Raw genomic sequence first — 24,530 nt, 5'->3', positions numbered from 1 at the left:
ATGGCACGTCTAGCTGGTGTTGACCTCCCACGCAATAAGCGTATGGAGGTCGCTCTCACCTACATCTACGGCATCGGTCCAACCCGTGCCAAGGAACTGCTAGAAAAGACTGGCATTTCTCCTGACCTGCGCACTGACAACCTGGATGATGACCAGCTGTCGGCGCTCCGTGACGCAATTGAGGCTACCTGGAAGGTTGAGGGTGACCTCCGCCGTCAGGTTCAGGCTGATATCCGCCGCAAGATTGAAATCGGTAGCTACAAGGGTCTGCGCCACCGCCGTGGCCTGCCTGTACGTGGCCAGCGCACTAAGACTAATGCGCGCACTCGTAAGGGTCCGAAGAAGACGATCGCAGGAAAGAAGAAGTAATTCATGCCTCCAAAGACTCGTTCCGGCGCGCGCCGTTCCGGCCGTCGCGTCGTAAAGAAGAATGTGGCTCTCGGCCACGCATATATCAAGTCCACCTTCAATAACACCATCGTCTCGATCACCGATCAGACCGGTGCTGTTATTTCCTGGGCATCCTCCGGCCACGTTGGCTTCAAGGGTTCCCGTAAGTCCACTCCGTTCGCCGCTCAGATGGCAGCTGAGAACGCTGCACGCAAGGCAATGGATCACGGCATGAAGAAGGTTGACGTATTCGTCAAGGGTCCGGGCTCCGGCCGTGAGACCGCCATCCGTTCCCTGCAGGCCGCAGGCCTCGAGGTTTCCTCGATCACGGATGCCACCCCACAGCCGCACAACGGCTGCCGTCCGACCAAGCGCCGCAAGGTTTAAGGGAAAGGAAGAGGTAAGAAAATGGCTCGTTACACTGGCCCCGCTACCCGCGTATCCCGCCGTCTTCGCGTCGACTTGGTCGGCGGAGATATGGCATTCGAGCGCCGCCCGTACCCACCGGGACAGGCTGGCCGCAACCGCATCAAGGAATCTGAGTACCTGCTGCAGCTCCAGGAGAAGCAGAAGGCAAAGTACACCTACGGTGTGCTGGAGCGTCAGTTCCGTCGCTACTACGCAGAGGCTAACCGCCTCCCGGGCAAGACCGGCGATAACCTGGTTATCCTGCTCGAGTCCCGCCTGGACAACGTAGTTTACCGTGCAGGTCTGGCACGCACCCGCCGCCAGGCTCGCCAGCTTGTCTCCCACGGTCACTTCACCGTGAACGGCAAGAACATCAACGTTCCTTCCTACAAGGTCACCCAGTACGACATCATCGATGTCCGTGACCGCTCCAAGAAGATGGAATGGTTCGAAGATGCTCAGGACGCCCTCATCGATGCCAACGTACCGGCATGGCTGCAGGTTGTTCCTGATACCCTGCGCATCCTCGTGCACCAGCTGCCCGAGCGCGCTCAGATCGACATTCCGCTGCAGGAGCAGCTCATCGTCGAGCTTTACTCGAAGTAAACTGTTATTCCGCGAGGCCTTTAATGGCCTGGCGGAGAACCAGGAATCTTCGAACCCGAAGATTTTTACCCCTCTACCGGCGTCAAATAGCGGTCGCCGAAAAGGAGAATTGCAATGCTCATTTCCCAGCGTCCTCAACTCACCGAGGAATTCATCGACTCGTCTCGTTCCAAGTTCGTCATCGAACCGCTCGAGCCGGGCTTTGGCTACACCCTCGGTAACTCGCTGCGTCGTACCCTGCTGTCTTCCATTCCGGGTGCAGCAGTAACCTCCATCAAGATCGATGGTGTTCTCCACGAGTTCACCACCATCAACGGTGTGAAAGAAGACGTTTCTGAGATCATCTTGAACATCAAGAGCATGGTGCTTTCTTCCGACTCTGATGAGCCGGTAGTTATGTACCTGAGCAAGGAGGGCCCGGGCGATGTCACCGCGGGCGATATCCAGCCGCCGGCTGGCGTGGAGATCCACAACCCGGATCTGCACATCGCTTCCCTGAATGACACCGCCAAGCTGGACATTGAGCTCGTCGTCGAGCGCGGCCGTGGTTACGTCCCAGCCGCTCCTACCTCCGGTGAGATCGGCCGTATCCCGGTCGACCAGATTTACTCCCCGGTTCTGAAGGTCTCTTATAAGGTCGAGGCAACTCGTGTTGAGCAGCGCACCGACTTTGACAAGCTGACCATCGACGTCGAAACCAAGAACTCGATCTCCGCACGCGATGCACTGGCTTCCGCCGGTGGCACCCTGGTTGAGCTTTTCGGCTTGGCTCGCGAGCTGAACAACGCTGCCGAAGGCATCGAGATCGGACCCTCCCCGCAGGAGACCGAGTACATCGCTGCTTATGGCATGCCGATCGAGGACCTGAACTTCTCCGTCCGCTCTTATAACTGCCTGAAGCGTCAGGAGATCCACACCGTGGGCGAGCTCGCTGAATGCACCGAGTCCGACCTGCTGGATATCCGCAACTTCGGCCAGAAGTCGATCAATGAGGTAAAGATCAAGCTGGCTAACCTGGGCCTGGCTCTCAAGGACACCCCTGAGGACTTTGACCCGACCCAGCTCGAGGGCTACGACGCAGAAACCGGTGACTTCAAGGACCCGGCTGCTGAGGATTCCGAGTAAAGAACCCCGCTGACTTGCGGCAATTACCTAATTGCCGCGCGCTCAACTTTTACCGCATACGAGGAGTACACAATGCCAACCCCTAAGAAGGGTGCCCGTCTCGGCGGCTCCGCCAAGCAGCAGGCTCACATGCTGAGCAACCTGGCAGCCAGCCTGATCGAGCACGGCGCTATCAAGACCACCGATGCTAAGGCGAAGGTTCTTCGCCCGTACATCGAAAAGATCATCACCAAGGCTAAGTCCGGCACCGTTGCTGACCGCCGCGCAGTGCTGAAGCTCATCCCACGCAAGGATGTCGTTTCCTACCTGTTCGACGAGGTCGCACCGAAGTTTGAGAACCGTGAGGGTGGCTACACCCGCACCATCAAGCTGGACAACCGCACCGGTGACAATGCCCCGATGTCCCAGATCTCCCTCGTTCTTGAGGAGACCGTGACCTCCGAGGCTAACCGCGCTACCCGCGCTGCCGCTTCTAAGGCCGCCGAGGCTGAGGAAGCTAAGGCAGACGAGGCTGCAGAAACCGAGGCACCTGCTGAGGAGACCGCAGCTGAGGAGTCCGAGGAGAAGTAGTTCCCCTTCGGCCTTAGCGCTTTGCCGCCGCCTTTCCCACTTGTGGGAGGGCGGCGGCTTTTTATTTCTGGACTCTTCCGAACGGTGCACGGGGAGCTGGGCCCGGCTCTGGTCGAGGGAAGTGCCTCCGGTAGCATGAGTCCCACCATGACTGTTGCAGCATCTACCACCGCAGAAGGGCCGGCAGACGGCTTCGTGCGCCTGCGCTTGGCCTTGGCCTATGACGGAACGGATTTCCACGGCTGGGCGAAGCAAAAAGGCGGTCTGCGCACCGTGCAAGGCGTGCTGGAAGAAACACTCGCGATGATTGCCCGCGCAAAGGTACCGCTAACGGTTGCCGGCCGGACGGACGCCGGGGTCCATGCGCGTGGCCAGGTTGCCCACGTGGACGTTCCCAAAGAGATGCTGGAGCAGCGCTCAGTGGCGGGGGAACCGGGGAAGCTGGTGCGTCGGTTAGCAAAGCTTTTGCCTGAAGACGTGCGGGTACATAGCTGCGAGTTTGCGCCCGCGGGCTTTGATGCGCGTTTCTCGGCGTTGCGCAGGCATTATGTATACCGGATTACTACCAGCCCGCGGGGCGCTTTGCCGACGCGTGCGCGGGATACCGCCGAGTGGATAAAGCCAGTGGATATCGATGCCATGCAGGAGGCCGCCACCGCGTTGGTAGGCCTGCATGACTTCGCGGCCTTCTGCAAAGCTAAGCCGAATGCCACGACCATTCGTGAGCTGCAAGAGTTCTCCTGGCGGGATATTTCAACGCCTGAGGAACCAGAGCTCTTCGAGGCCCGCGTGAGCGCCGATGCGTTTTGCTGGTCGATGGTTAGGTCCTTGGTGGGGTGCTGCCTGCGTGTAGGGGAGGGGCGCCGCGATGCCGACTTCGCCGCAGCGCTGCTCCACGAGACCAAACGCTCCTCCAGCATCCCCGTGGCTCCGGCGAAAGGGCTTTCTCTGGTGGCCGTAGATTACCCGGCGGCGGATCAGATGGCCGCCCGCGCCGAGGCTACTCGGGAACGGCGCAGCGCCGACTAGCTTTCCAGGTGGCGGTGGGAGCCCACCTGGGATAGCCTGTGTGCTGGGTGTACACAGACTTTTCGGGGGAAAATCATGGCACGTCCGCTGCCTACTACTAAGGCCCAAGTTTCGGGGCATAAATTTCTGCGCCGCCGCGTCGAGCACGGGCTCGTATTGGGCGATATCAGGATGATTCATGATCCTTTGGCAAGGCGGCGCAAGGCCCTGCTTTTCGGCGGAGTGGGCATAGCCTTCCTCGCGGTGGGCTCTGGCATGCTCGCATGGCTGCAACCGAGCCCGCAACCGGGCGATGCGCCCATAGTGCGCTCGGAGCAGGGCCAGCTATTTGTGGATGTCAATGATACCTACCACCCAGTCTTTAACCTGGCGTCTGCGCGCATTATCGCTGGTCAGGCTGCCGAGGCTCAGGCGATAGGGGATGAACACCTGCACGACGCGCTTCTGGGGTCCCCGGTAGGGATCGCGGATGCCCCGGGGTACCTTGCGGCTGCCAGCGAGACTCCGCAGCAGCGCTGGGCGGCCTGTTTGGCAGGTAAAGAGGAGTACTCAGGGGCGGAAAACCCGACTAGCATCGGCGGCCACCAGGTTGCTGCACAAGAGGTCATCGTGCTTGCCGAGCCCGACCAGGAAGGCCTGGGGCCGGAGCGCGCCGCATTGGTGGAGACCGAAGGCACGCAGTGGCTTATTACTCAGGACGGCCGGGTGGCGTTGCCTGATCCCTCTAGCACCCAGGGGCGTGTGGTGCGTCGCGCGATTGGTGTGGACGACGGCATCCACGCCTGGCCCATGCCGCCTGAGCTGCTCAATGCTTTTGCGGAGTTGCCTCCGCTGAATTTTCCGGCGCAGCCGCCGGAGGTCGTAGACACAGGCCAGGGCCTATGGGCGCGCACACCCGATGGCGTCGCCGAGCTTACGCCCACGCAGGCGCAGATGCTTATTGGATTAGGCGCCAAGACGGCGACATCCACGGCCCAGGAGATTGCTGCGCTTGCCGACGTCCCCTTAAACCTCAACCTTCCCTCCACCACTTTCCGCTTTGTGAGCCCAGACGATGGTTGGATGTGTGCGAGTAATGAGGGCGGCGGGGAAGTGGTACCTGCCCAAGCGGGTACCGTAGCCTTGGCTGGTGAGGCGGTGGCGCAGCGCTTTGGTGGTCTCAACGGCGGAGGCGTAGGAGTAGATAGCGGTCATGGCTACCACGTGGTTGCACCGACGGGTCAGCGGCACGAGGTCAAGGATAAAGAGACCTTAGAGGCGCTGGGCACTGGTGTAGGCGCGCGGGTGCCCTGGGAGATTCTGCGTTTGCTGCCGGAAGGCTCGGCGCTTAGCCGGGAGCAGGCGCTGCAGGTCAGCTCTTAGACCACAGCCCGCGCCACGTTGCCCACGCGGCTAGCGCCAACGCCAACCCGCCGAGTACCCATGCACTGTGCATAGGTGCGCGTGATGTGCTCTTTTCGGCGGGGCGGATAGCCATTGCTCGGGTATCTCCGAGCGTGGATGATTCCACGTGGGTGAGCACCGTGAGCGGGTCGACGAATCCGTGTCCCGGCTCCGCGGCGTCTTCTAAGCGTTTACGCAGGGCGGCCGGGCTGTCATCGGGGAAACGCTGCGCCAGTAGGGCCGCCGTGCCGCTGACTACCGGCGCGGCAAAGGAGGTGCCGTGAAATTGTGACGTGCCGTCCGTACCCTCTTTGCCGTCGGCCCATCCGCCGGCGGGATTGAGCGCGAGTGGTACAAATCCTTGCGCGGCCAGTTGTGGGCCATCCGCCAAAGTCAGAGAGTAGTCAGCGAGCTCGTGCGAATCCGCTTGGGCGCTTACTGAGAGCACTGTGGGCGAATCCGCTGGAAATACTCGGTCACCCATCTCGCAGCTACCGGAAGAAGCGTTGCCGGATGCGGCAATTACCACGGATCCAGATTCTTCCGCATGTGCTAAAGCACCGTCCAACCGGGAAGTATCCACCTGGGCGGCCACATCCGGCGGGACGCAAGAAACAACGGAGATATTGATGATGCGGGCGCCGGCATCGGCGGCGTCATCAATCGCTTGGGCCAAGGTATCTAGCGAGCCGGTGGTATTGTCTTCTCGCTCTTGGCGATAATGCGCGCTGGTTTGGCGCACAGCGTAGATTTCCGCCCGTGGCGCGATACCGATATCGTGGCCGGCGATGATACCGGCTACGACGGTGCCGTGCAGGTCGCAGTCGCGGTGCGGCTCCGGTTCCTCCGGCGCGATAAGGTCCGCGCCACCGCTGAGGTGCCGCAGCTGATCGTGGGTAGCCACGCCGGTATCGATAACGGCAACCTTTACGCCCTCCCCGGTGGCAAAGGAGTGCAGACGGGCGCGGTAGTTGAGCTGATCCTCGCTAGGTTGGGGCGAAAGCGGTGAGGAATGCGCGATTGCGCATTCGCGGTCCGGTTCACGTGCGGTCGCATCGGGAGCGGTTACTAATGCCGCAGCACCTAAGGTAACGGGAAGTATTGCCACAGCTACGCAAGCAAGAAGCGCCGGGCTTATCCACAATGTAGTAGGTAGACTGCGCATCATCCGATACCCCTGATGAGCATGAAAACGCCGGTTAGGTGGGCGGCGAGTGGCAAGCTGGCGGCAATAGCTAGGGATTCGATGCGCTCAAACCAAGCGATGGTGGTGGGCTCTAGCCCCGCCACCTTGGACGCCCACAGCGGGGCACTAATCATAGCGATGAGAACGAGACCGGAAATCAAGGCTGGTGCCCAAGCATGTGCGAGCCCGGAATCTACTATCGCGTGGGTGGCACAGAGACAAGTAGCCAGGCACGCGGCAATTGCCAAAACCATGAGTGCCCAACTGGCTAGCGCACGACCGTGCCGGGAGGCGTGCATAATTACGGCACCCGCGGAAGTAACACAGAGTGCTTGGACGAAGCCCGCGCCGGAGCCCTCAGTTCCAAAAAGCACCGAAATGTACTCGGTGAGAGAATCAGGCGCGCCATGGGTCGGTGATAGGGCCGGACCACTGCCTGTAAACGAGAGAGCGATGAGCGCCGGAATAAGACAGAGTGACAGGCCGCAGCACATTCCCTCGTAGGCGCTGCTGGCGCGGCACGCGCGGCTATCGACATCCGGCTGGCTAGCATCGGATACCGCAAGATCTTGGCCGGCCGTGGGCAGCTGCGGAACCTTGAGGCCAGCAGTAGCAATGCTCAATGCAGGGGCAGTGGCCAGCATAATAATGCCGGCGATGATGACACAGGCAGCGGCCGCCGTACCGTGGCTGGCGTGTAGTCCTGCCTTTGGTCCAGGCAGCAGATACCCCAATGCCGCGATGAAGATGAGAGCCGAGACAGTGAGTGCCGCAGAGCTGGTGCGAACCGTGCTTAACCCGGTGACGTGGCAGGCAAGTAGCACGATGAGCAGGGTGAAACAGGCGGTAAATGCGGCAAAAGGCGCCTCATCCAGCGAGGGCGAAATTATCACCCAGCCGCACGCCATGCCGGCCACCAAGCTAAGGTGCACCAGCGACAGGGCACGGATCCACAGGGCGAGCAAAAGCGCTCCTGCGGCCAGCGCCGCCCACGCCGCAAGGGGAAGGGTGCTAACCCAGAGCAAAGCGAAGGCGGCAAGTAGCCCTGCCCACGCCCAAACAACAGGAAGGGCAGCGGTAGTATCCTCCTCGGCCGCGGCGGCAAGCGATTCCGCTGCATCTCGAATCACCGGCGCAGGGCGGCGCTCGCGCGGACTAATAACCAGGATGGCACCTTCGGTAAGTGGAGTGGCGGCCAGCGGGGCGGTGAGATCGATAGCGCGGCCAGAAACAGTACTGGCGCGCCAGGGCTCGGAAATCGTGGGCGCATCCACTAAGTCCGTGATTTCAGCCAAAAGCTCGCCCACGCTGGAACTCAACGGTAGTGCCACGTCCGCCTCTTTGTGGAATGTACCGGCGTGAATGCGGATGGTAAGGCGCAGGTGGTGCGCTGTAGCAGTAGTCATTATTCCCCCGAAAGTCAATGGATTGTGGGCGTCCCCCTTGCCCAATGCCACATATTGTGGCTTACTAGTGGCGACGTGTCCACCGCAGCGCGGGGAATCTTGGCAGGGGGCTAAGGGCGCTGGCGCGTGGCTCGGGGGAGGTTACCTAAGCATGCTTGGGATCGGGGATACCCGTGTAATTGAGCCGTTGACCATGCCATTGCGGGATGCTGCACCGCCGCTGCCCGCCGGGAGCATTGAGGCCGAGGAGGTCCCAGAGGCAGTACGCCCACAACCGGTGCCGCTGGTGCGGCTGCTTCTTCCGGTGGTGATGATTGCGGCGATGCTTGGCATGGTCGCCCTTATGGTGCTTGGTGCGGGAGATTCCCGGCAGATAAGCCCGATGGCCTTGATGTTTCCGCTGATGATGCTGGCGAGCATGGCCATGATGTTTGGGCCCAATAACAGCGGGCAGGATCCTGATGAAACCCGACGCACCTACCTGCGCCACATCAAAGCCTTACGGGAAAAGGCCCTATGCAACGCTTCTGCGCAGCGCGCACATGAGAACTATCGCCACCCCGCACCGGAAGAGCTAAGTGCGCTGATAGGCTCGCGTCGCATGTGGGAGCGCGGCCCCGATGACTCAGACGCCCTCGAGGTACGCGTAGGAACTGGGCCTACCACGCTGTGCACTCCCATCAACGTGCCGGATTCTGGAGCCACCGAGGACTTAGACCCAGTGTGCGCAGTGAGCATGCGCCAGACCATCAAAGCGGTGGGTACCGTGCCCGATATGCCGGTGGTTATTCAATTGCAGGCTTTTCGCTTTCTTTCTGTTTCCGGTACGGCGTCGACGCGAGGTGAAGAGCCTGCGGATCCCGCCCGCGATATGGTGCGCGCTATGGTCCTCCAGATGGCATTGGCGCATGGCCCAGAAGCTTGCGGCATTGAAGCTCGTGGTGGGCAGTGGGAATGGCTAAAGTGGCTGCCCCACGCTCGCACGCCGGAGAAGGCACGCTTTCGCATTCTCATTGTCGACGGCGTGCTGACAACGGGAACCGAGGATTTTTTCCACGATGATTCCTACACCACCATCATCGAGGTCGCAGGGGCGCCGTCTTCGGCGCTGGGGGTACGTGCCGAGCACGAAGGCCTAAGCCTGGTGGCAGGGGAGCACTTGCAGGTAGTCACCGCAGCCGGGGTGGAAGAACTAGGGGCTCCCGATGGAATGAGCGTGGCCGCTGCGACATTGCTTGCGCGCAGCATGGCTTCCTTTCGCCGGCCCGATAGCACCTCTGGCCGCCATGGAAGTGACCTCATGGGCCTTTTAGGCTATCGCGATGTGGAGGAGCTAGCGGCCAGCGGCATGTGGCATGGCCGAGAAGGCTCGGCGCGCCTCATGGTGCCCATCGGCATCGATACGGTCGGCCAACCCGTCACGGTGGATCTTAAGGAATCTGCGCACGGCGGCATGGGCCCGCATGGCTTGTGCATTGGGGCTACCGGCAGCGGCAATAAGGAATGTGGGTTTGGGGTACGATAGGACGTATGACAACGACTACATCACAGCGTGCGGCGATTTACGCACGTATTTCGTTGGATAAGCAGGAAGAAGCCGGTGTGAAGCGGCAAATTCACCTCGCCACTAAGCACGCTGAGGCTGACGAGGCTAAGGTGGTCGCCACCTACGTGGACAACAACATCTCCGCCTTCTCAGGCGACCCTCGCCCTGATTACAACAAGCTTATTCACGCCATCGAGAACCGCGAGATTGACGTTGTTTACGTCTACGCACTCGACAGGCTGACCCGTCGCACCAAAGACACACTGGCGCTCTTTGAGTTGTGCGAGAAGCACAACGTCACCGTCAAAGCGAACCGTGGCTACAACATTGACCCTTCAGACCCTGCATCGCGGCTCACTATCGTGATTCTTGGTCTGATTGCTGAGCAGGAGTCTATTGATCGTGCTGCACGTGTCCGAGCTGCCTACGAAGACCGGGCCCGGACAGGGCGGCCTAAGACAGGCGGGCGGCGTATGTTCGGCTACGAGGCTGACGCTGAGACCATCATCAACGAAGAGGCCAAGGCTATTCTCGACGCCGCCGCGATGGTCATTGCTGGAAAGACTCTGCGCGAAACCGTGCGCGAGGTCTTTCATGCACGCAGTCTTACTGCGACTTCAGGCAGGCCTATGTCGGCGCCAACGCTGCGAGACATTTTACTCAACCCACGCGTGCGCGGCTTGAGTACGTTCAACCCGACTGACCCGGATACGGGGAAACGTCTTGTTAAAGATCGCAAAATCATTGGTAAAGGCAACTGGTCTGCGATTATCGACGAGGTTACAGGTGAAAAGCTCGATGCAATCTTGCGCGACCCGTCGCGGCGGCTCTCACATAGCGGTAACGCACCGCGCTATTTCCTCGCTTCTGTCCTGACCTGCACCTGCGGAGAACCGATGTATTCGCGTAGCCGGCGGAACAAGGATGGTAAACCTCGTCGTTTCTATACCTGCAAGCGCTCTGAGCCGGGCGGTACCCATGTCTCTATCGGTGCTGAGGTTGATGATCTTATCGAAGCTGTCATTCTTAAACGCATGGAGCAACCTGACGCCGTGGATGCGTTGCGTAAGGCCTTGGCGCCAGAGAACAACACCCTTACCGAACGACTCCAAGAACTTTCAGGACGGCGAAACGCGCTGTTGGCCAAGCGTGAGCAGATTGAAAATTCTGCTATCGATGAAGAGATTGACATGCCAACATTCGTGCGAATGTCAAAGAAAATTGAAGCTCAGATTGCAGGTCTTGATGGAAAAATGCGTGAACTAACGACCAGTCATGCTGCTGACCCCCTTGCTGTAGAACTTGCCGACGTGCCGGACTTTGCCAAATGGTGGGGCAGTGCCTCTGTTGAGGATAAGCGACGGCTGACTCGGCTGCTAATGGAAATTCACATCCTGCCTGGCAAGCCTGGCGCTAAGAAATTCGACCCGCACCGCGTGAAGATCACCTGGCTACAGTAGCTGTCTGTAAAGCGCTTCTACGAGGCAGTGCTGCGAGAGCTGGCAACCAATCTGTCCATGTTCCTCGGGGGCGGCACCGCTCAACCGTAGCGTTTTGGGAAAAATTAGACACAACTCTCGCAGCCTCGCATGTCGAGCGCTGGAAAGAATATCTTAACTGTCCGAGATCGTTAATTTTTAATTGGGTTACACCCAAATAGACTCAGGAATAGTGTTAGTAGATACGTGCAGAGGTACCACATTGAGGGTCGACCTTTACACGTGAAGAAGGGTTCTTGGAGCTGTGGTGGGTCATCTCGTTGAACACTCCGTGTGCCAATATCGCCTGTATGATCGATCTTCTAAGAAGCGATAGGAGCCCTAGAATGGCACATATTAGCGTCCATGCATTTGGAATCGGCATGATCTTTCGCGTTCCCGATGACGCCGATATGAGTGGATTTAGCCTCGGAAGCTTCAAGAGCGAAAAGATGTACAGGGTCAGCTTGATGAGTACTTACGTAATCAGGGATATGACCCCAGCGAGTCCTACAAGTGGTGAGCGACGCACAAACAGGAACGAATGAATTTTCACTGTAGCGAATATTCTATGGGGTCATCCTTTTTCATGGACACCCACTGCAGGCACACTGGCTAAATTTGAAGAATGTCTTCTGCAAATAACCTTCCCGTTGCTAACCCTACTCTGACCCGCGCGCTCTGCAAGGCACTCGTAGCCGGATGGGAGGGAATCTCAGCTACGGAGATGCATAACGCTTTCGCCGCGGCTGGTATCACGATGATCAAGGATTTTGTCTCCAAGACTGATATCGCCTACCACGCATTGATGAACGAGCAACAATTCGCTCAGTCGAGTGGGCCACTGGCACGTTTTGTCTCGGAGGCTCTAGCTCCAGCTCGGTTTTTGAAGGAGCCCCAGAAGCGTCAACGGATCATCTCCGACGTCGACACAATCCTTCGCACCTATAAGTTCAGCGTCACCGACGAGGGACACATTGTCCCTGCACTTGAAGGCGTCATCGGCGCCGACGCCCTGACCAGGCGGTTAAAAGAGAAGCTTGTCTTGCGTGGCACTCATGCAGAGGCACTGAGATTTTGTGAAGAAGAACTGATCAATCAGTCGATGTTCCATGCCGTAACCGAGGCGACGAAGTCACTGATAGAACGTATCCGGCCCGCAGAATGCGCGCTTGACGGAGAGAAGCTCACTCAGTACGTGTTCGGTACACGCAATAACCCTGGGCCACGATTCATAAACGATTTCTCCAGCCCGGCAGATGAGGCGGAGCATTTCGGATTCATCCATCTACTCAACGGAATCTACGGACATCTTCGTAACGATCATGCCCATCGTGCACGTCTGAGATCGGAAGAAAAGGAACAAGATTTCCTCGACGCCATGGCGATGATTTCCTATGCACACCGGGTCATCGACAGGAGCTGGCTGAAGGGTCAAGCCTAAGCTGCGGATGGTCGAATTACCGCTACCCCTGAGGCAATATGCATGGGCGACAACCCTCCTCTAGATTGGCAGTATGGTAAAACTCTTGCAAGTCGATGGTAAATCCTCGATGGTATGCGAACAGACGAGCATGATTGAACAAGGCCTGGGTGAGGTCACCGATCTTGAGGCGTGGATCGTTCACCACCCCGAGGTAATCGACCCGAAGATGAAGATCGTCACGACCCAGTTCAACCGCTGGGCTTCCGAAGAAGGCTCGGCCTTGGAACGCCCCGATATTGTCGGGTTGTCAGATTCCGGTGAGCTGGTCGTCATTGAGCTCAAGCGAGTCAAGGACAAAACGGTACATCTCCAGGCCTTGACTTACGCTGCGTTAGCATCGAGTTTCACCCTTGACGTCCTCGCCCAAGAGCATGCTGCCTGGTACAACAAGCAGTTCCAACCCACCGATCGGATGACAGAAGTCCAGGCGAAGGAGGAGTTGGAAAGCTTCCTGGAGGTCGATGACGAATTTGATGAAGAGTTGGCTTTCGCGCTCCCTAAAATCATGCTGGTGGCTCCGGAGTTTCCGGCTCAGGTCTTGACCACCGTGCAGTGGCTCAATGAGGTCGCCCCGGATCTGACGATCGAGTGTCACCAGTATCATCTTTTCACTGTGCCTACTGGAGAAACTGTTGCAAATCTAGTTGTCAGCTTCAACCGTGCATTCCCAGTAGAAGACATCAGTCAGCTTCGTCTTCGGGCCCAGTCACCCCGGGTGACCGCCGCGAAGGAACAACAGAAGACAAGACGCCGTCGATCAGTGTCGAGGATTCTAGACCATGATCTGATTCCTCACGGAGCCTCACTTGATTTTGATCCTTCTGGCCAGGTCAATCAAGAAAGTGTGTCCACTTTAAAGGCATGGCTGAACCAGGATCCTGCTCGGCAGAAATTCACGTGGAATTCGCACTCACAAAAGCCATTTAAGTGGGGCGTTGAACCGGAACAAGAATGGACAGCAACTAGGCTCAGTAACGAGTTGTTTAAACGGGCAGGAGTACCTAGGGGGAACTTTGCCGCCACCACCGCATGGTTCTATCAGGGCGAAAACCTTGCCTTGGTGGCAGAGCGAGCCTCATCCGACCTGGAGATATAGGGCGTCCTCAGGTGCCTCATGTTCCCGGAACTAAGGCGCGCGATCATGTGACTAACAGAAATACGTCCGACGTACACATAGTCTGTGAAAAGGAGCCGGGCTACATAGACAACGGTTCCTCACCCCTAACCTGAGGACCTGTTGTTACGAACTCTAGCCTTGTACTAGGGGCTGTTGTATTTTTTGGGTATACTTTTCTTTTACCTAGTTATTACTCCGGTTGCGGGCGCGCTGTAAGGCGGTATGGTTTTGGGTGTCCGCAACGCGCTTCCCCCGGCGCATAGTCGGACGGAAGGAAAATAAAAAAGCCACAATCCCTGAACTGCTCCCCATTAGTTGGACTGAGAAAATCAGTTACCGACTAGTGGGGGGTAGTTTTCATTGAGAGCTCGAAGTTCGCTGAGTGAGCATCAGCGCGAGCAGTTGGTTGAACTTTTTGAGCAAGGCATGGGCTTTAAGGCTGCTGCCACTGCTCTTGATGTCTCCAAATACGCCGTCCGTATGCTCTATCGTCGGTTTACGCTGCATGGCAGGCTATGTCTCGTGGAGAAACCGACTAAGCAGCAGTATTCGTTCGAAATCAAGAAGGAAGTTGTCCAACGCCACCTTGCTGGTGAGACAGCGATGGATCTCGCGCGTGAATTTGGCCTGTCATCAGAGCAGCTAGTCAGCCAGTGGTCGTGGAAATGGCGTAAAGGTGGCGATGACGCGTTAAAACCGAAGCCGAAAGGCAGGCCTAAAGGTTTGGCCGCGCCGAAGCTGCTCACGGAGGAGGACAAGCTGCGTCGCCAGATCGCGCGGTTGGAAGCGGAAAACGCTTACTTAAAAAAATTGCGGGACTTGAGAAATCAGGGACACGCCTGAAAGTCCAGGCGATTGTCATCCTCAAGTCACAGCATCGTCTGCAATACCTTTTGGATGCGGCAGGCATGCCGAGATCGACGTTCTTCTACCACCAGAAACGACTCAGCGAGCCGGACAAGCACGCTGCGCTCAAAGACCCGATCCGGGAAAGCTTCGAACGTAACAAGCATCGCTACGGCTACAGGCGAGTGCTACTTGACCTGCGCAACCAGGGGTGGGTGGTCAACCACAAGCTCGTCTACAAACTCATGTGCGAGTTGGGGCTTCGAGCCAAGGTCCGCCAGCGCAGGCCATATGTTTCTTATAACGGGACGATCAGCCACATTGCCGAGAACACACTTGACCGCAAGTTCACCCCAGATAAGCCAAACGCCGTCTTTGTCAGCGACGTCACCGAGCTCAGGATCGCAGGCCGCAAAGTCTACCTGTCACCGGTGATGGATCTGTTCGACCGTTCAATCGTTGCCCACACCGTGGCTACATCACCGTCGACAGCCTTTACCGCCGATGCTTTAACTCAGACGATTAAAATGTGTGCGCCTGAGACTGGGTGGATGATGCACACCGATCAAGGTTTCCAGTACCAGCATTCGTCCTGGCGCAACCTCATTCATGACAACGGCGGTGTTCAGTCGATGTCGCGTAAAGCTAACTGCTACGACAACGCGGTCATGGAGAACTTCTTCGGCCACTTGAAAACCGAGATGTACCACGGAGAAGTCTTCGACACCGTCGCAGAGTTCAACCAGGCGATCGACGACTACATCCAGTGGTACAACACCGAACGCATCCAACAACGACTCAAGGGCCTGACCCCGATGCAATATCGAAATCAGACCCTTGAAGTCCTAACCACCTAGAGTTAAACCAGTCCAACTTTCGGGGGCCAGTTCATTGTGCTACCGTTTCCCTCAGCCCGAAAGGGTGCCACAACAGATCCTTTAAGGACCGCGCACTGACGCGGAGAAGGAGCAGAATAATGAGAGAACTCATGGACGCTGCGGATATCAACCGCACGCTCGACCGCATTTCGCACCAGATCATTGAAAAGACCGCGGACGCTGACCGCGTTGTCCTTCTGGGAATCCCCTCCGGCGGCGTTCCCTTGGCGAAGCGCCTCGCCACCAAGATCGAGCAGTACGGGGGAAAGACGATCCCCTCCGGCTCTCTTGACACCACACTTTACCGTGATGACCTGCGCGGACGCCCGCACCGCGCGCTGCAGCCCACCTCCATCCCCGACGAGGGGATCGACGGCGCCACCGTTGTGCTGGTGGACGACGTGCTGTACTCCGGCCGCACCATCCGCGCCGCGCTCGACAGCCTGCGCGACCTGGGCCGCCCCGCGCGCATCCAGCTGGCGGTCCTGATGGACCGCGGCCACCGCGAGCTGCCAATTCGGGCGGACTACGTGGGCAAGAACCTGCCCACCTCCACCGAAGAAAAGGTCGCTGTGCTGCTGGAAGAGATTGACGGCAGCGACTCGGTCATCCTCACTCGAAAGGAAGCGTAAGAAGCGTGAAGCACCTCCTGAGCATTTCTGACCTGTCCAAGGACGAGATCGTCGCCCTGATGGACACCGCCGACCGCTTCCGCGAGTCGCTCGAGGGCCGCTCTGTGCCCCAGCTGCCCACGCTGCGCGGCCGCATGGTGTTCAACCTCTTCTACGAGAACTCCACGCGCACCCGCTCCTCCTTCGAGGCCGCGGGCAAGGCACTGTCGGCCAACATGATGAACATCGCCGCCTCCACCTCCTCGGTAAAGAAGGGCGAGTCCCTGCGGGACACGGGCCTGACGCTGAAGGCGCTGGGCGCCGACGCGATCATCATCCGCCACCCGCTCTCCGGCGCGCCCCAGCACCTGGCCGAGGTTGTCGCCCCGGGCGGCAAGGGCCCGAGCGTGATCAACGCCGGCGACGGCCGCCACCAGCACCCCACCCAGGCCCTGCTGGACGCGGTGACCATGCGCTCGCGCATCGGGGACGTGGCCGGCAAGAAGGTTGTCATCTGCGGCGACTGCCTGCACTCGCGCGTGGTGCGCTCCAACGTGGACCTGTTGTCCACCCTCGGCGCGGAGGTGGTGCTCGTGGCGCCGCCGACCCTGTTGCCGGTGGGCGTGGAGAACTGGCCGGTGCGCACCTCCGCCGACTTCGACGCGGAACTGCCCGACGCGGACGTGGTGATGATGCTGCGCGTGCAGGCCGAGCGCATGCTGGGCGGCTTCTTCCCGTCCAACCACGAGTACTCCGCGCTCTTCGGCATGAACGAGGAGCGCTCCGCCGCGATGAAGCCCGGCGCGATTGTCATGCACCCCGGCCCGATGCTGCGCGGCATGGAGATGGACTACGTGGTGCCGGACCAGGACAAGTCCACCGTGCTGCAGCAGGTGACCACCGGCGTGCACGCCCGCATGGCCGTGCTCTACACCCTTCTTGCCAACGAGGATCTGGCCTAACCGGGCCGCGAAAGGACGACTTTTATGACTTCCCTGCTCATCACCAACGTCCGCCCCTACGGCGAGGGCGAGCCGGTTAACGTGCTGGTGGAAAACGGCGTGATCGCCTCCGTCAACGCGGGCGCGGACGCCCAGGCGGATTCCACGCTCGACGGCAAGGGCGCCGTGCTCCTGCCGGGCCTGGTGGACATGCACGTGCACCTGCGCGAGCCCGGCGGCGAAGACGCCGAGACCATCGAGACCGGCTCCCGCGCCGCCGCGCGCGGCGGGTTCACTGCCGTGTTCGCCATGGCGAACACCACCCCGGTGAACGACTCCCCGGTGATCTCCGAGGCCATCTGGCACAAGGGCCAGCAGGTGGGCCTGTGCGACGTGCACCCGGTGGGCGCCGTTACCAAGGGCCTAGAGGGCGAGACGCTCACCGAGTTCGGCCTCATGGCCCGCTCCGACGCCAAGGTGCGCATGTTCTCCGACGACGGCAAGTGCGTTGACAACCCGCGCGTCATGCGCCGCGCCATCGAGTACGCCCGCGGTACCGACGTGTTGCTGGCCCAGCACTGCGAGGAGCCGCGCCTGACCGAGGGGGCCAGCGCCCACGAGGGCGAGAACGCTGGCCGCCTCGGCCTGGGCGGCTGGCCACGCGTCGCCGAGGAGTCCATCGTGGCCCGCGACATCCTGCTTGCCCGCGACTACCACGGCCGCGTCCACTTCTGCCACGCCTCCACCGCCGGCTCCGTCGAGCTGATCGCATGGGGCAAGCAGCAGGGCGCGGACATCACCGCCGAGGTGACCCCGCACCACCTCCTGCTCTCCGACGACCTGCTGGACACCTACGACGGCACCTACCGCGTCAACCCGCCGCTGCGCGAGGAGACCGATGTGGAGGCGTTGCGCAGGGCGCTTCTCGACGGCACCGTGGACGTCGTCGCCACCGACCACGCACCCCACACCCCCGAGGACAAGGCATGCGAGTTCGAGCTCGCCCGCCCCGGCATGCTGGGCCTGGAGACCTCCCTGGCCATCATCGCCGAGATCTTTGTCAAGGGCGGCCTCGCCGACTGGCGCTGGGTGGCCAAGGTCATGTCCGAGCGTCCCGCCGAGATCACCCGCCTCGCCGACCAGGGCCGGCCCATCGCCGAGGGCGAGCCGGCCAACCTGACCCTGGTCAACGAGGACGACACGTGGGCGGTGGACGAGGCCGGCTTCGCCTCCAAGTCCAGCAACACGCCGTACCGCGGCCACACCTTTAGCACCCGCGTCGCCGCGACGGTGTTGCGGGGCGAGGTGACGTTCGCTGGGGATCGTCGATAAGCAAACAGTGATAATTCTCATACGCGTTGGGCATAGAACAAGCAGCCGCCCCGGCGTTACCATCGACAGTGGACGGAATTCCCACTGTCCTCTACCCAACGCGAAAAGGAGTTTCCAATGCCTGTCAGCCTTAGCGGCCGCAACTTCACCAAGCTACTAGACTTCACCCCCGATGAAATCCGCTACCTGATCAAGCTCTCCAAAGAGTTCAAGAATCTGAAGCTCACCGGCACCCCGCACCACTACCTTGAGGGCAAGAACATCGTCCTGCTCTTTGAGAAGACCTCCACCCGCACCCGCTGCGCCTTCGAGGTCGCCGGCATGGACCTGGGCATGGGCGTGACCTACCTGGACCCGGGCTCCTCGCAGATGGGCAAGAAGGAATCCATCGAGGACACCGCCCGCGTGCTCGGCCGGATGTACGACGGCATCGAGTACCGCGGCTTCGCCCAGGAGATCGTCGAGGACCTGGCCGCCAACGCCGGCGTGCCGGTGTGGAACGGCCTGACCACGGAGTTCCACCCCACCCAGATGATCGCGGACATGCTCACGGTGGAGGAGAACTTCCCGCAGGGCCTCAAGGGCCTCAAGTTCGTGTTCATGGGCGACGCCCAGAACAACGTGGCCAACTCGCTCATGGTCGTCTGCGCCAAGCTGGGCCTGGACTTCGTCGCCTGCGGCCCGCAGGAGCAGATGCCCAAGGCCGAGCTGGTGGAGCAGTGCAAGGAGATTGCCGCTGAGAACGGCGGCTCCGTTACCCTGACCGAGGACGTGGACGCGGCCGCCACCGGCGCGCACGTGATCTACACCGACATCTGGGTGTCCATGGGCGAGCCCGACGACATCTGGGAGTCCCGCATCAAGCTCCTCGAGCCCTACCGCGTGACCAAGGACGTCATGGCCAAGGCCGCCGACGACGCCATCTTCATGCACTGCCTGCCCTCCTTCCACGACACGAAGACCACCATCGGCGCCGACATCGCCGAGAAGTTCGGCGTGTCCGAGATGGAGGTCTCCGACGAGGTCTTCGAGTCCGCGCAGTCCAAGGTTTTCGACGAGGCCGAGAACCGCATGCACACCATCAAGTCCGTCATGTACGCCACCCTCAGCTAGGAGAATCAGAATCGACATGGGACACCGTTTGGTTGTCGCCCTCGGCGGGAACGCCTTGGGCAACTCGCCCCAGGAGCAGCTCGAGCTGATCCAGGGCACCGCCACCGCGCTGGTCGACCTCATCGAAGGCGGCCACGAGGTGATCATCACCCACGGCAACGGCCCCCAGGTGGGCATGATCAAGGTTGCCACCGACAATTCGGCCGAGAAGGTCGGCGGCACGCCGGAGATCCCGTTCCCCGAGTGCTCCGCCATGAGCCAGGGCTACATCGGCTACCACCTGCAGCAGGCGCTGGAAAACGAGCTCCACAAGCGGGACATTGCCAAGCCCGTGGCGTCGCTGATCACCCAGACACTAGTTCAGGCCGATGACCCGGCCTTCAACAACCCGAACAAACCCGTCGGCTCCTTCTACTCCGAGGAGGACGCGAAGCGCCTCATGGAGGAGACCGGCGAGACGTACGTGGAGGACTCCGGCCGCGGCTGGCGCTGGGTTGTGGCATCGCCGCAGCCGACGGAGATCGTCGAGGGCGAGGCCATCACCTCGCTCGTCAACGCAGGCGCAGTGGTTATCTCCACCGGCGGCGGCGGCATCCCCGTTGTCCGCCGCGACGGCGGCGGCTTCGAGGGCGTGCCCGCCGTGATTGACAAGGACCGCTCCGCCGCGATCATGGCTGACCAAGTTGGCGCGAGCCACCTGATCATCCTCACGGCCGTGGCGAACGTGGCAGTCAACTTCAACACGTCCGAGCAGCGCGACCTGACCGAGATCACCGTCGACGAGGCCAAGCAGCACATGGCGGACGGCCAGTTCGCCCCCGGCTCCATGCTGCCCAAGGTGGAGGCGTGCGTCTCCTACGTCGAGGGCGGCGCCGGGCGGACCGCCATCATCACCTCGCTGGAGAACGCCGGCGAGGCCCTGAACGGCACCGTGGGCACCTCCATCAAGAGCTAAGCCCGCCGCCCAATCGCGGGGCGCGGAACTTGGAAAGGTTCCGCGCCCCGTTTTTCGTGGCCAAATAGTTGGCGCGCACCAACTTGTCCGCAATGCGGAGGTTTGAGGCGCGGAGGGGGTGTTCCTATATAGGTTGTCAACCTCGAGGGTGGAGAAATCGGGGGCGGATTCTCTCTGCGGGGTTGTTTGGTTGTGTGGTTTTCGGGCATGCCTGCTAGCCGACTGGGTTTTCCCAGTCGGCTGTTTCGTTCTTGGTGTTTAGGCTGCGATTCCTTCCTGTTGTAAGGCGGGATCGCGGTAGCACTGGTGGTTGCGCATCATGGCGTAGAGGACGTTGAGTCGTCTGCGGGCTAGTGCTACTACTGCTGCGTTGTGTCTCTTGCCATCACGGCGCTTTCGTTCATAGAATTGCCGGGAACGCTCGTGGAATCTGATGGATGCAAAAGATGATTGCCATAGGGCGTTCTTTAGTTTTTTATTGCCGGCTCGGTTCAGTGAGTTCGACATGATTGAGGTTCCGGACTGATTCGTTCGGGGCGATAAGCCAGCGTAGGAGGCTAGGTGCCCAGCTGACGGAAAGTCGGACATATCGCCCGCGGTCATGAGAATTTGGGCAGCCGTCTTTGGCCCGATTCCCGGCATCGATAGCCGGAATTGGGTGTGGGGATGTCGTTGATGAGCTCGATGACTTCCTGCTCGATTTGTTTGCGATGTTCGAGTTTTTAGAGTGCGTCTTTCGCCGACATTGCTATGCCCATTTCGGCATAGTGTGCACCTGCAATGGTGACTGTTTGCTCAGAGATAGCAGCGAATATGGCATCGAGGACAGGTTCGGGATTGCGTGCCTTATATCGTCGAGCAAAGGCAGCTGCCTTGGCTTTTCCGAGGCGTTTTATCTTGGTCGGTCCGCCGTAGCGTGCAAGTAGGTGCAGAACCCACTTGCGGTGGATTATCTGACCGCGAAGGGCCTGTTCGAATTGCGGGTAGCAGCCTACTAGTGCACTTCGAATCTGATTGATAAGCCTGGTGTAGGACCGCGCTAAGTCTTCGTCGATACCGTTGAGGACCTTCAATTGGAGGAAAGCTTCTTCGACACGGTCGACGCTGCGGAGGGACTCCGGAAGGTTCTTTGCAGCGTGGGCAATGATATAGGCGTCCCGGATATCAGTTTTGGCATTGCCAGCGTGGATGCGTGAGAGTTGACGCATAGCCAAACCGGGAAGGTAGCGCACGTCGATTCCGATATCCTGGGCAACCGCGACAGTTAGTCGACCAATGTTATTTGGCTGGTCCACGACGACAAGGATCCTGTGGTCGTGTGCGCTGAACGTTGAAAACAGCGTGCGCAAGGATTTTTCGTTTTGGTTGATGCGCTTAGATAGCACCTGGGTGCCGTCGATGTCTAAGACGCAAGCGTGGTGAAAGTATTTGCCGACGTCCATGCCGATGACATAGTCGTAGGTCATGCTAGACCTCCTAGCGAATTGAATGAGTATGGGACTTATTTCATCGCTGGTGGTCGGACATACTTCACGCTGGCATCCACATTACTTTGAGACCTCGCACATTCTGTGCGGGTCAGGTTCCTATTAGCAGTCTGGAGTATGTCACTGCCTTCGGCGGCATCACCCCCCGGATCATTTTCAGACAGGGACGAAAACAAGCCATACCGAAGCCAGCGACTAGTTCCACTGCCCCAAGGCAGAAGGAACGCAGATAAACATAGCCTGCCCCAGCATGGGGCTAGGAGTACGAATCCTGAGTTCCTTCAAGCGGAACTGCCAACAACGTAATGGGCAAAAACACGCACGTTATAGGCGCCGTTTCCGCTGATAGAAAGCCTGTGGGAAGCATTTTTATAATGCCAACGAGCGGGAGCTGGGCTACCACGAGCTCGAGATTGCGCTGACCGCGTACGGCGAGACCGGCGGGGAGGACGTCGAGAAGCAACCCGGGTACTACCGGCGGCGTTAAAGATCGGGGAGATCGCGTACAACGGCGTCGACGAGCTACTGGGCGGCGGAGGCGGCGTGCGCTCCGCGGCAGACGGTATCCGGGTACGGTCTGCCGATCGGCCGGGAGCTGGTGCAGGCGCTGACGGGCATCGTTCACATCGCCCGCACCACCCCGAAAACCACCCTGGCCACGCCTACTTGCCCAACAACATCGGCGTGCCGAGCGCCGGGGTGCACGCACACGCGCTTCATCGAGGTCCACCACGTTAAGGAATGGGAAAACGGGGCCACACAGATCTGGAGAATCTGCTGCCCCTGTGTTCCGCGTGCCATTCACTGGTGACGGACGGCTACCTGCGCATCGTTCGGGAGGCGTCGCACCTCCACTTCATCTACGGCGACGGTAGCCGGTACGTCTCCGTGAACCACTCCTTGCCCCGCCGAGGGCGGGGGGAGGGCGCCGGCCCTAGCTGTAGATGAGCACCTGCGCGACAAGCATCGCGCCGCCGAAGACGAACATGAACACCACCATCGGCCAGACGAACTTCAACCAGTGGGAGTACTTGATATGCAGCATCTGCAGCGTGGCCATAACCAGGCCGGTCGGGGCGATGAAGAGCATCGCGTACTGGCCCCAGTTGTAGGCGGACACGGCGATGAAGCGGGGGATGCCCACGGAGTCCGCGAGCGGGGCTATGATCGGCATCGCCAGCACGGCGAGGCCGGAGGACGAGGGCACCACGAAGCCGAGGAAGAAGAACACCACCATCAGCATCAGGATGAACACGGGGCCGTGCATGCCGGAGACGAGGCGGGTGGCGGCGTCGAGCATGGTGTCGGAGATCATGCCCTCGTTGAGGACCAAGTTGATGCCGCGGGCGAGGCCGATGATCAGGGCCACGCCCACCATCTCGGAAGCGCCCTGCGAGAAGGCCTCAACTACCTCGCCCTCGCTGAGCTTGTGCTTGCCAAACAGCGACAGGATCATGATGATGATCGTGATGATGAGGAAGGACGCTGCCATGGTGGGGAACCACCAGCCCTGGCTCATCACGCCCCACACCATGATGGGGAAGGCCGCGGCGAAGAGGATCAGGATGACCTTCTGCTTCAGGTCGAACGACCGGATGTCCTCCTCCGCGGTGTCGAGCTGCCACTGCGCGTTGAACTTCTCGCGGTCCTCGTAGGCGATGGAGGCCGAGGGGTCCTTCTTAATCTTCTTGGCGTACCAGTACAGGTAGGTAATCACCACGATCGCGCCCACCACCGCGCCGGCGGCACGCCAGCCGATACCCTCGGTGAACTTAATGCCCGCGGAGTTGGAGGCGATGATGACCGAGAACGGGTTGATGGTGGAGAATGCCGAGCCGATGGAGCCGGCGAGGAACACCGAGCCAACCACAACGATCGCGTCGAAGCCGAGCGAGATGAAGATGGGGGCGAGGATGGGGTAAAACGCCACCGCCTCCTCCTCGAGGCCGCAGAAGGAGCCGCCCATCACCATGAGGATCGACACCGCGGCGACGAGAATGAACTCGCGGCCCTTCGTCTTCTTGGTCAGCGCGAACAAGCCGGATTCGAACGCCCCGGTTGCGCGCACTACGCCGATGAGGCCGCCGAGCACCAGGATGAACACGATGATGTCCACGCCCTCGATGGTGCCGTGCACCATGCTGAGCGGGATGTCCATAAAGCCGGCGTGGTGCGGGTCAACGTGCTCGTAGGTGCCAGGGATGGAGACGGGTTTGGTGATGTCCCCGCCGGTGAAGCTGTCGATGTTGATCGGCACGCCCAGCTGGTCCAGGGTTTCCTGGGTGGCGGGCATGTCGCTGGTTTCGCCGCTCGGCGCGGTGACGACGAGGTCGCTGGCGCCCTCGTTGTACTCCACCTTGGAGTAGGAGCCGGCTGACACCCACCAGGTACAGAGCACCGCGATGACGGTGAGGAAAAAGAGAATGGTGAAGGCCGACGGGAACTCGAACTTCTTCTTCTTCTCAGGGGCCTGTTGTTGGGGAGCTGCCGTGGTCACGGTGTTAGTCCTTCCCTGGCTAGGTGCCCGGGGCGAATGTCCCAGGCGAGTGGTCGGTACAGGAATAAGTGTAAACCCGCCACCATGCGCCACAGGCACCGCGAGAGGGTGATTATTCTTACAGCAATTGCCCTCGGATA

19 protein-coding genes and 2 pseudogenes are annotated in these 24,530 nt (G+C 60.1%); 17 read left to right on the top strand and 4 right to left on the bottom strand.

Annotation, left to right across the window (positions count from 1 at the left end):
- The 7 genes from rpsM (at nucleotide 1) to eccB (ending at nucleotide 5,490) form a co-directional block, all read left to right on the top strand.
- Complete coding sequence (gene rpsM / locus RAE07_RS02800) at nucleotides 1-369, top strand: 30S ribosomal protein S13 (RefSeq protein ID WP_005322765.1); 369 nt, start codon at nucleotides 1-3, stop codon at nucleotides 367-369.
- Nucleotides 370-372: 3 nt separating this feature from the next.
- Nucleotides 373-777, top strand: coding sequence for a 30S ribosomal protein S11 (gene rpsK, locus RAE07_RS02795; protein ID WP_005322764.1), 405 nt, complete (start codon nucleotides 373-375; stop codon nucleotides 775-777).
- A gap of 21 nt (nucleotides 778-798) precedes the next feature.
- Nucleotides 799-1,404 carry a 30S ribosomal protein S4 gene (gene rpsD, locus RAE07_RS02790; protein WP_005322762.1) on the top strand — a complete coding sequence of 202 codons (606 nt, stop codon included), beginning with the start codon at nucleotides 799-801 and terminating at the stop codon, nucleotides 1,402-1,404.
- A gap of 114 nt (nucleotides 1,405-1,518) precedes the next feature.
- The gene (locus RAE07_RS02785) at nucleotides 1,519-2,529 is read left to right on the top strand and encodes a DNA-directed RNA polymerase subunit alpha (RefSeq protein WP_005322760.1); all 1,011 of its coding nucleotides are present in this window, start codon (nucleotides 1,519-1,521) and stop codon (nucleotides 2,527-2,529) included.
- A gap of 72 nt (nucleotides 2,530-2,601) precedes the next feature.
- Nucleotides 2,602-3,099 (top strand): 50S ribosomal protein L17, encoded by a 498-nt coding sequence (gene rplQ / locus RAE07_RS02780; RefSeq protein WP_023020595.1) that lies wholly within the window; start codon nucleotides 2,602-2,604, stop codon nucleotides 3,097-3,099.
- A gap of 147 nt (nucleotides 3,100-3,246) precedes the next feature.
- The gene (gene truA / locus RAE07_RS02775) at nucleotides 3,247-4,128 is read left to right on the top strand and encodes a tRNA pseudouridine(38-40) synthase TruA (protein ID WP_436406958.1); all 882 of its coding nucleotides are present in this window, start codon (nucleotides 3,247-3,249) and stop codon (nucleotides 4,126-4,128) included.
- Nucleotides 4,129-4,203: 75 nt separating this feature from the next.
- Entirely contained in the window at nucleotides 4,204-5,490 is a 1,287-nt protein-coding gene (eccB, locus tag RAE07_RS02770; RefSeq protein WP_301732283.1) for a type VII secretion protein EccB, read from the top strand.
- On the opposite strand, the gene RAE07_RS02765 is transcribed toward eccB, so the two are convergent.
- Together RAE07_RS02765 and eccD are read right to left on the bottom strand one after the other, a co-directional pair.
- Nucleotides 5,480-6,679, bottom strand: a complete 1,200-nt coding sequence (locus tag RAE07_RS02765; RefSeq protein ID WP_317001280.1) for a S8 family serine peptidase — start codon at nucleotides 6,677-6,679, stop codon at nucleotides 5,480-5,482. The two genes, eccB and RAE07_RS02765, sit on opposite strands and share 11 nt — an antisense overlap.
- Nucleotides 6,676-8,103 (bottom strand): type VII secretion integral membrane protein EccD, encoded by a 1,428-nt coding sequence (eccD, locus tag RAE07_RS02760; protein ID WP_301732284.1) that lies wholly within the window; start codon nucleotides 8,101-8,103, stop codon nucleotides 6,676-6,678. The genes RAE07_RS02765 and eccD overlap by 4 nt, the downstream gene beginning before the upstream one ends.
- A 151-nt stretch (nucleotides 8,104-8,254) precedes the next feature.
- Between eccD and RAE07_RS02755 the strand changes: the two genes are divergently transcribed.
- The 10 genes and pseudogenes from RAE07_RS02755 to arcC all read left to right on the top strand — a co-directional run bounded on the left by RAE07_RS02755 (nucleotide 8,255) and on the right by arcC (nucleotide 20,406).
- Nucleotides 8,255-9,628, top strand: coding sequence for a cell division protein FtsK (locus RAE07_RS02755; RefSeq protein ID WP_317001279.1), 1,374 nt, complete (start codon nucleotides 8,255-8,257; stop codon nucleotides 9,626-9,628).
- A complete protein-coding gene (locus RAE07_RS02750; protein ID WP_524535615.1) occupies nucleotides 9,607-11,109 on the top strand; it encodes a recombinase family protein in 1,503 nt (500 codons plus the stop codon). Before RAE07_RS02755 ends, RAE07_RS02750 begins: the two co-directional genes overlap by 22 nt.
- Before the next feature lie 646 nt (nucleotides 11,110-11,755).
- Complete coding sequence (locus RAE07_RS02745) at nucleotides 11,756-12,571, top strand: TIGR02391 family protein (RefSeq protein ID WP_239208130.1); 816 nt, start codon at nucleotides 11,756-11,758, stop codon at nucleotides 12,569-12,571.
- Nucleotides 12,572-12,644: 73 nt separating this feature from the next.
- Nucleotides 12,645-13,709 carry a PDDEXK family nuclease gene (locus RAE07_RS02740; RefSeq protein ID WP_239208129.1) on the top strand — a complete coding sequence of 355 codons (1,065 nt, stop codon included), beginning with the start codon at nucleotides 12,645-12,647 and terminating at the stop codon, nucleotides 13,707-13,709.
- A 427-nt stretch (nucleotides 13,710-14,136) separates the two neighbouring features.
- Nucleotides 14,137-15,433 (top strand): annotated as a pseudogene (locus RAE07_RS02735) (IS3 family transposase).
- Nucleotides 15,434-15,528: 95 nt separating this feature from the next.
- On the top strand, nucleotides 15,529-16,086 hold the full coding sequence (gene pyrR / locus RAE07_RS02730; RefSeq protein ID WP_239208176.1) for a bifunctional pyr operon transcriptional regulator/uracil phosphoribosyltransferase PyrR: 558 nt from the start codon (nucleotides 15,529-15,531) through the stop codon (nucleotides 16,084-16,086).
- A gap of 5 nt (nucleotides 16,087-16,091) precedes the next feature.
- Nucleotides 16,092-17,027, top strand: coding sequence for an aspartate carbamoyltransferase catalytic subunit (locus tag RAE07_RS02725; RefSeq protein WP_239208128.1), 936 nt, complete (start codon nucleotides 16,092-16,094; stop codon nucleotides 17,025-17,027).
- Nucleotides 17,028-17,051: 24 nt separating this feature from the next.
- Nucleotides 17,052-18,338, top strand: coding sequence for a dihydroorotase (locus RAE07_RS02720; protein ID WP_316328770.1), 1,287 nt, complete (start codon nucleotides 17,052-17,054; stop codon nucleotides 18,336-18,338).
- 117 nt (nucleotides 18,339-18,455) lie between these two features.
- The gene (gene argF, locus RAE07_RS02715) at nucleotides 18,456-19,451 is read left to right on the top strand and encodes an ornithine carbamoyltransferase (RefSeq protein ID WP_316328771.1); all 996 of its coding nucleotides are present in this window, start codon (nucleotides 18,456-18,458) and stop codon (nucleotides 19,449-19,451) included.
- A 16-nt stretch (nucleotides 19,452-19,467) separates the two neighbouring features.
- Nucleotides 19,468-20,406 (top strand): carbamate kinase, encoded by a 939-nt coding sequence (arcC, locus tag RAE07_RS02710; RefSeq protein ID WP_316328773.1) that lies wholly within the window; start codon nucleotides 19,468-19,470, stop codon nucleotides 20,404-20,406.
- 258 nt (nucleotides 20,407-20,664) lie between these two features.
- On the opposite strand, the pseudogene RAE07_RS02705 reads toward arcC, so the two are convergent.
- Nucleotides 20,665-21,872: pseudogene (locus RAE07_RS02705) on the bottom strand (IS110 family RNA-guided transposase).
- Nucleotides 21,873-22,827: 955 nt separating this feature from the next.
- Entirely contained in the window at nucleotides 22,828-24,390 is a 1,563-nt protein-coding gene (locus tag RAE07_RS02700; RefSeq protein ID WP_316328812.1) for a YfcC family protein, read from the bottom strand.
- Nucleotides 24,391-24,530 lie beyond the last annotated feature (140 nt).

The sequence above is a fragment of the Corynebacterium nasorum genome (genome assembly GCF_032821635.1).
GTDB lineage: Bacteria > Actinomycetota > Actinomycetes > Mycobacteriales > Mycobacteriaceae > Corynebacterium > Corynebacterium kefirresidentii.
Note: the sequence above shows the minus strand (reverse complement) of the source record. Positions and strands in the feature narration are given on the sequence as shown.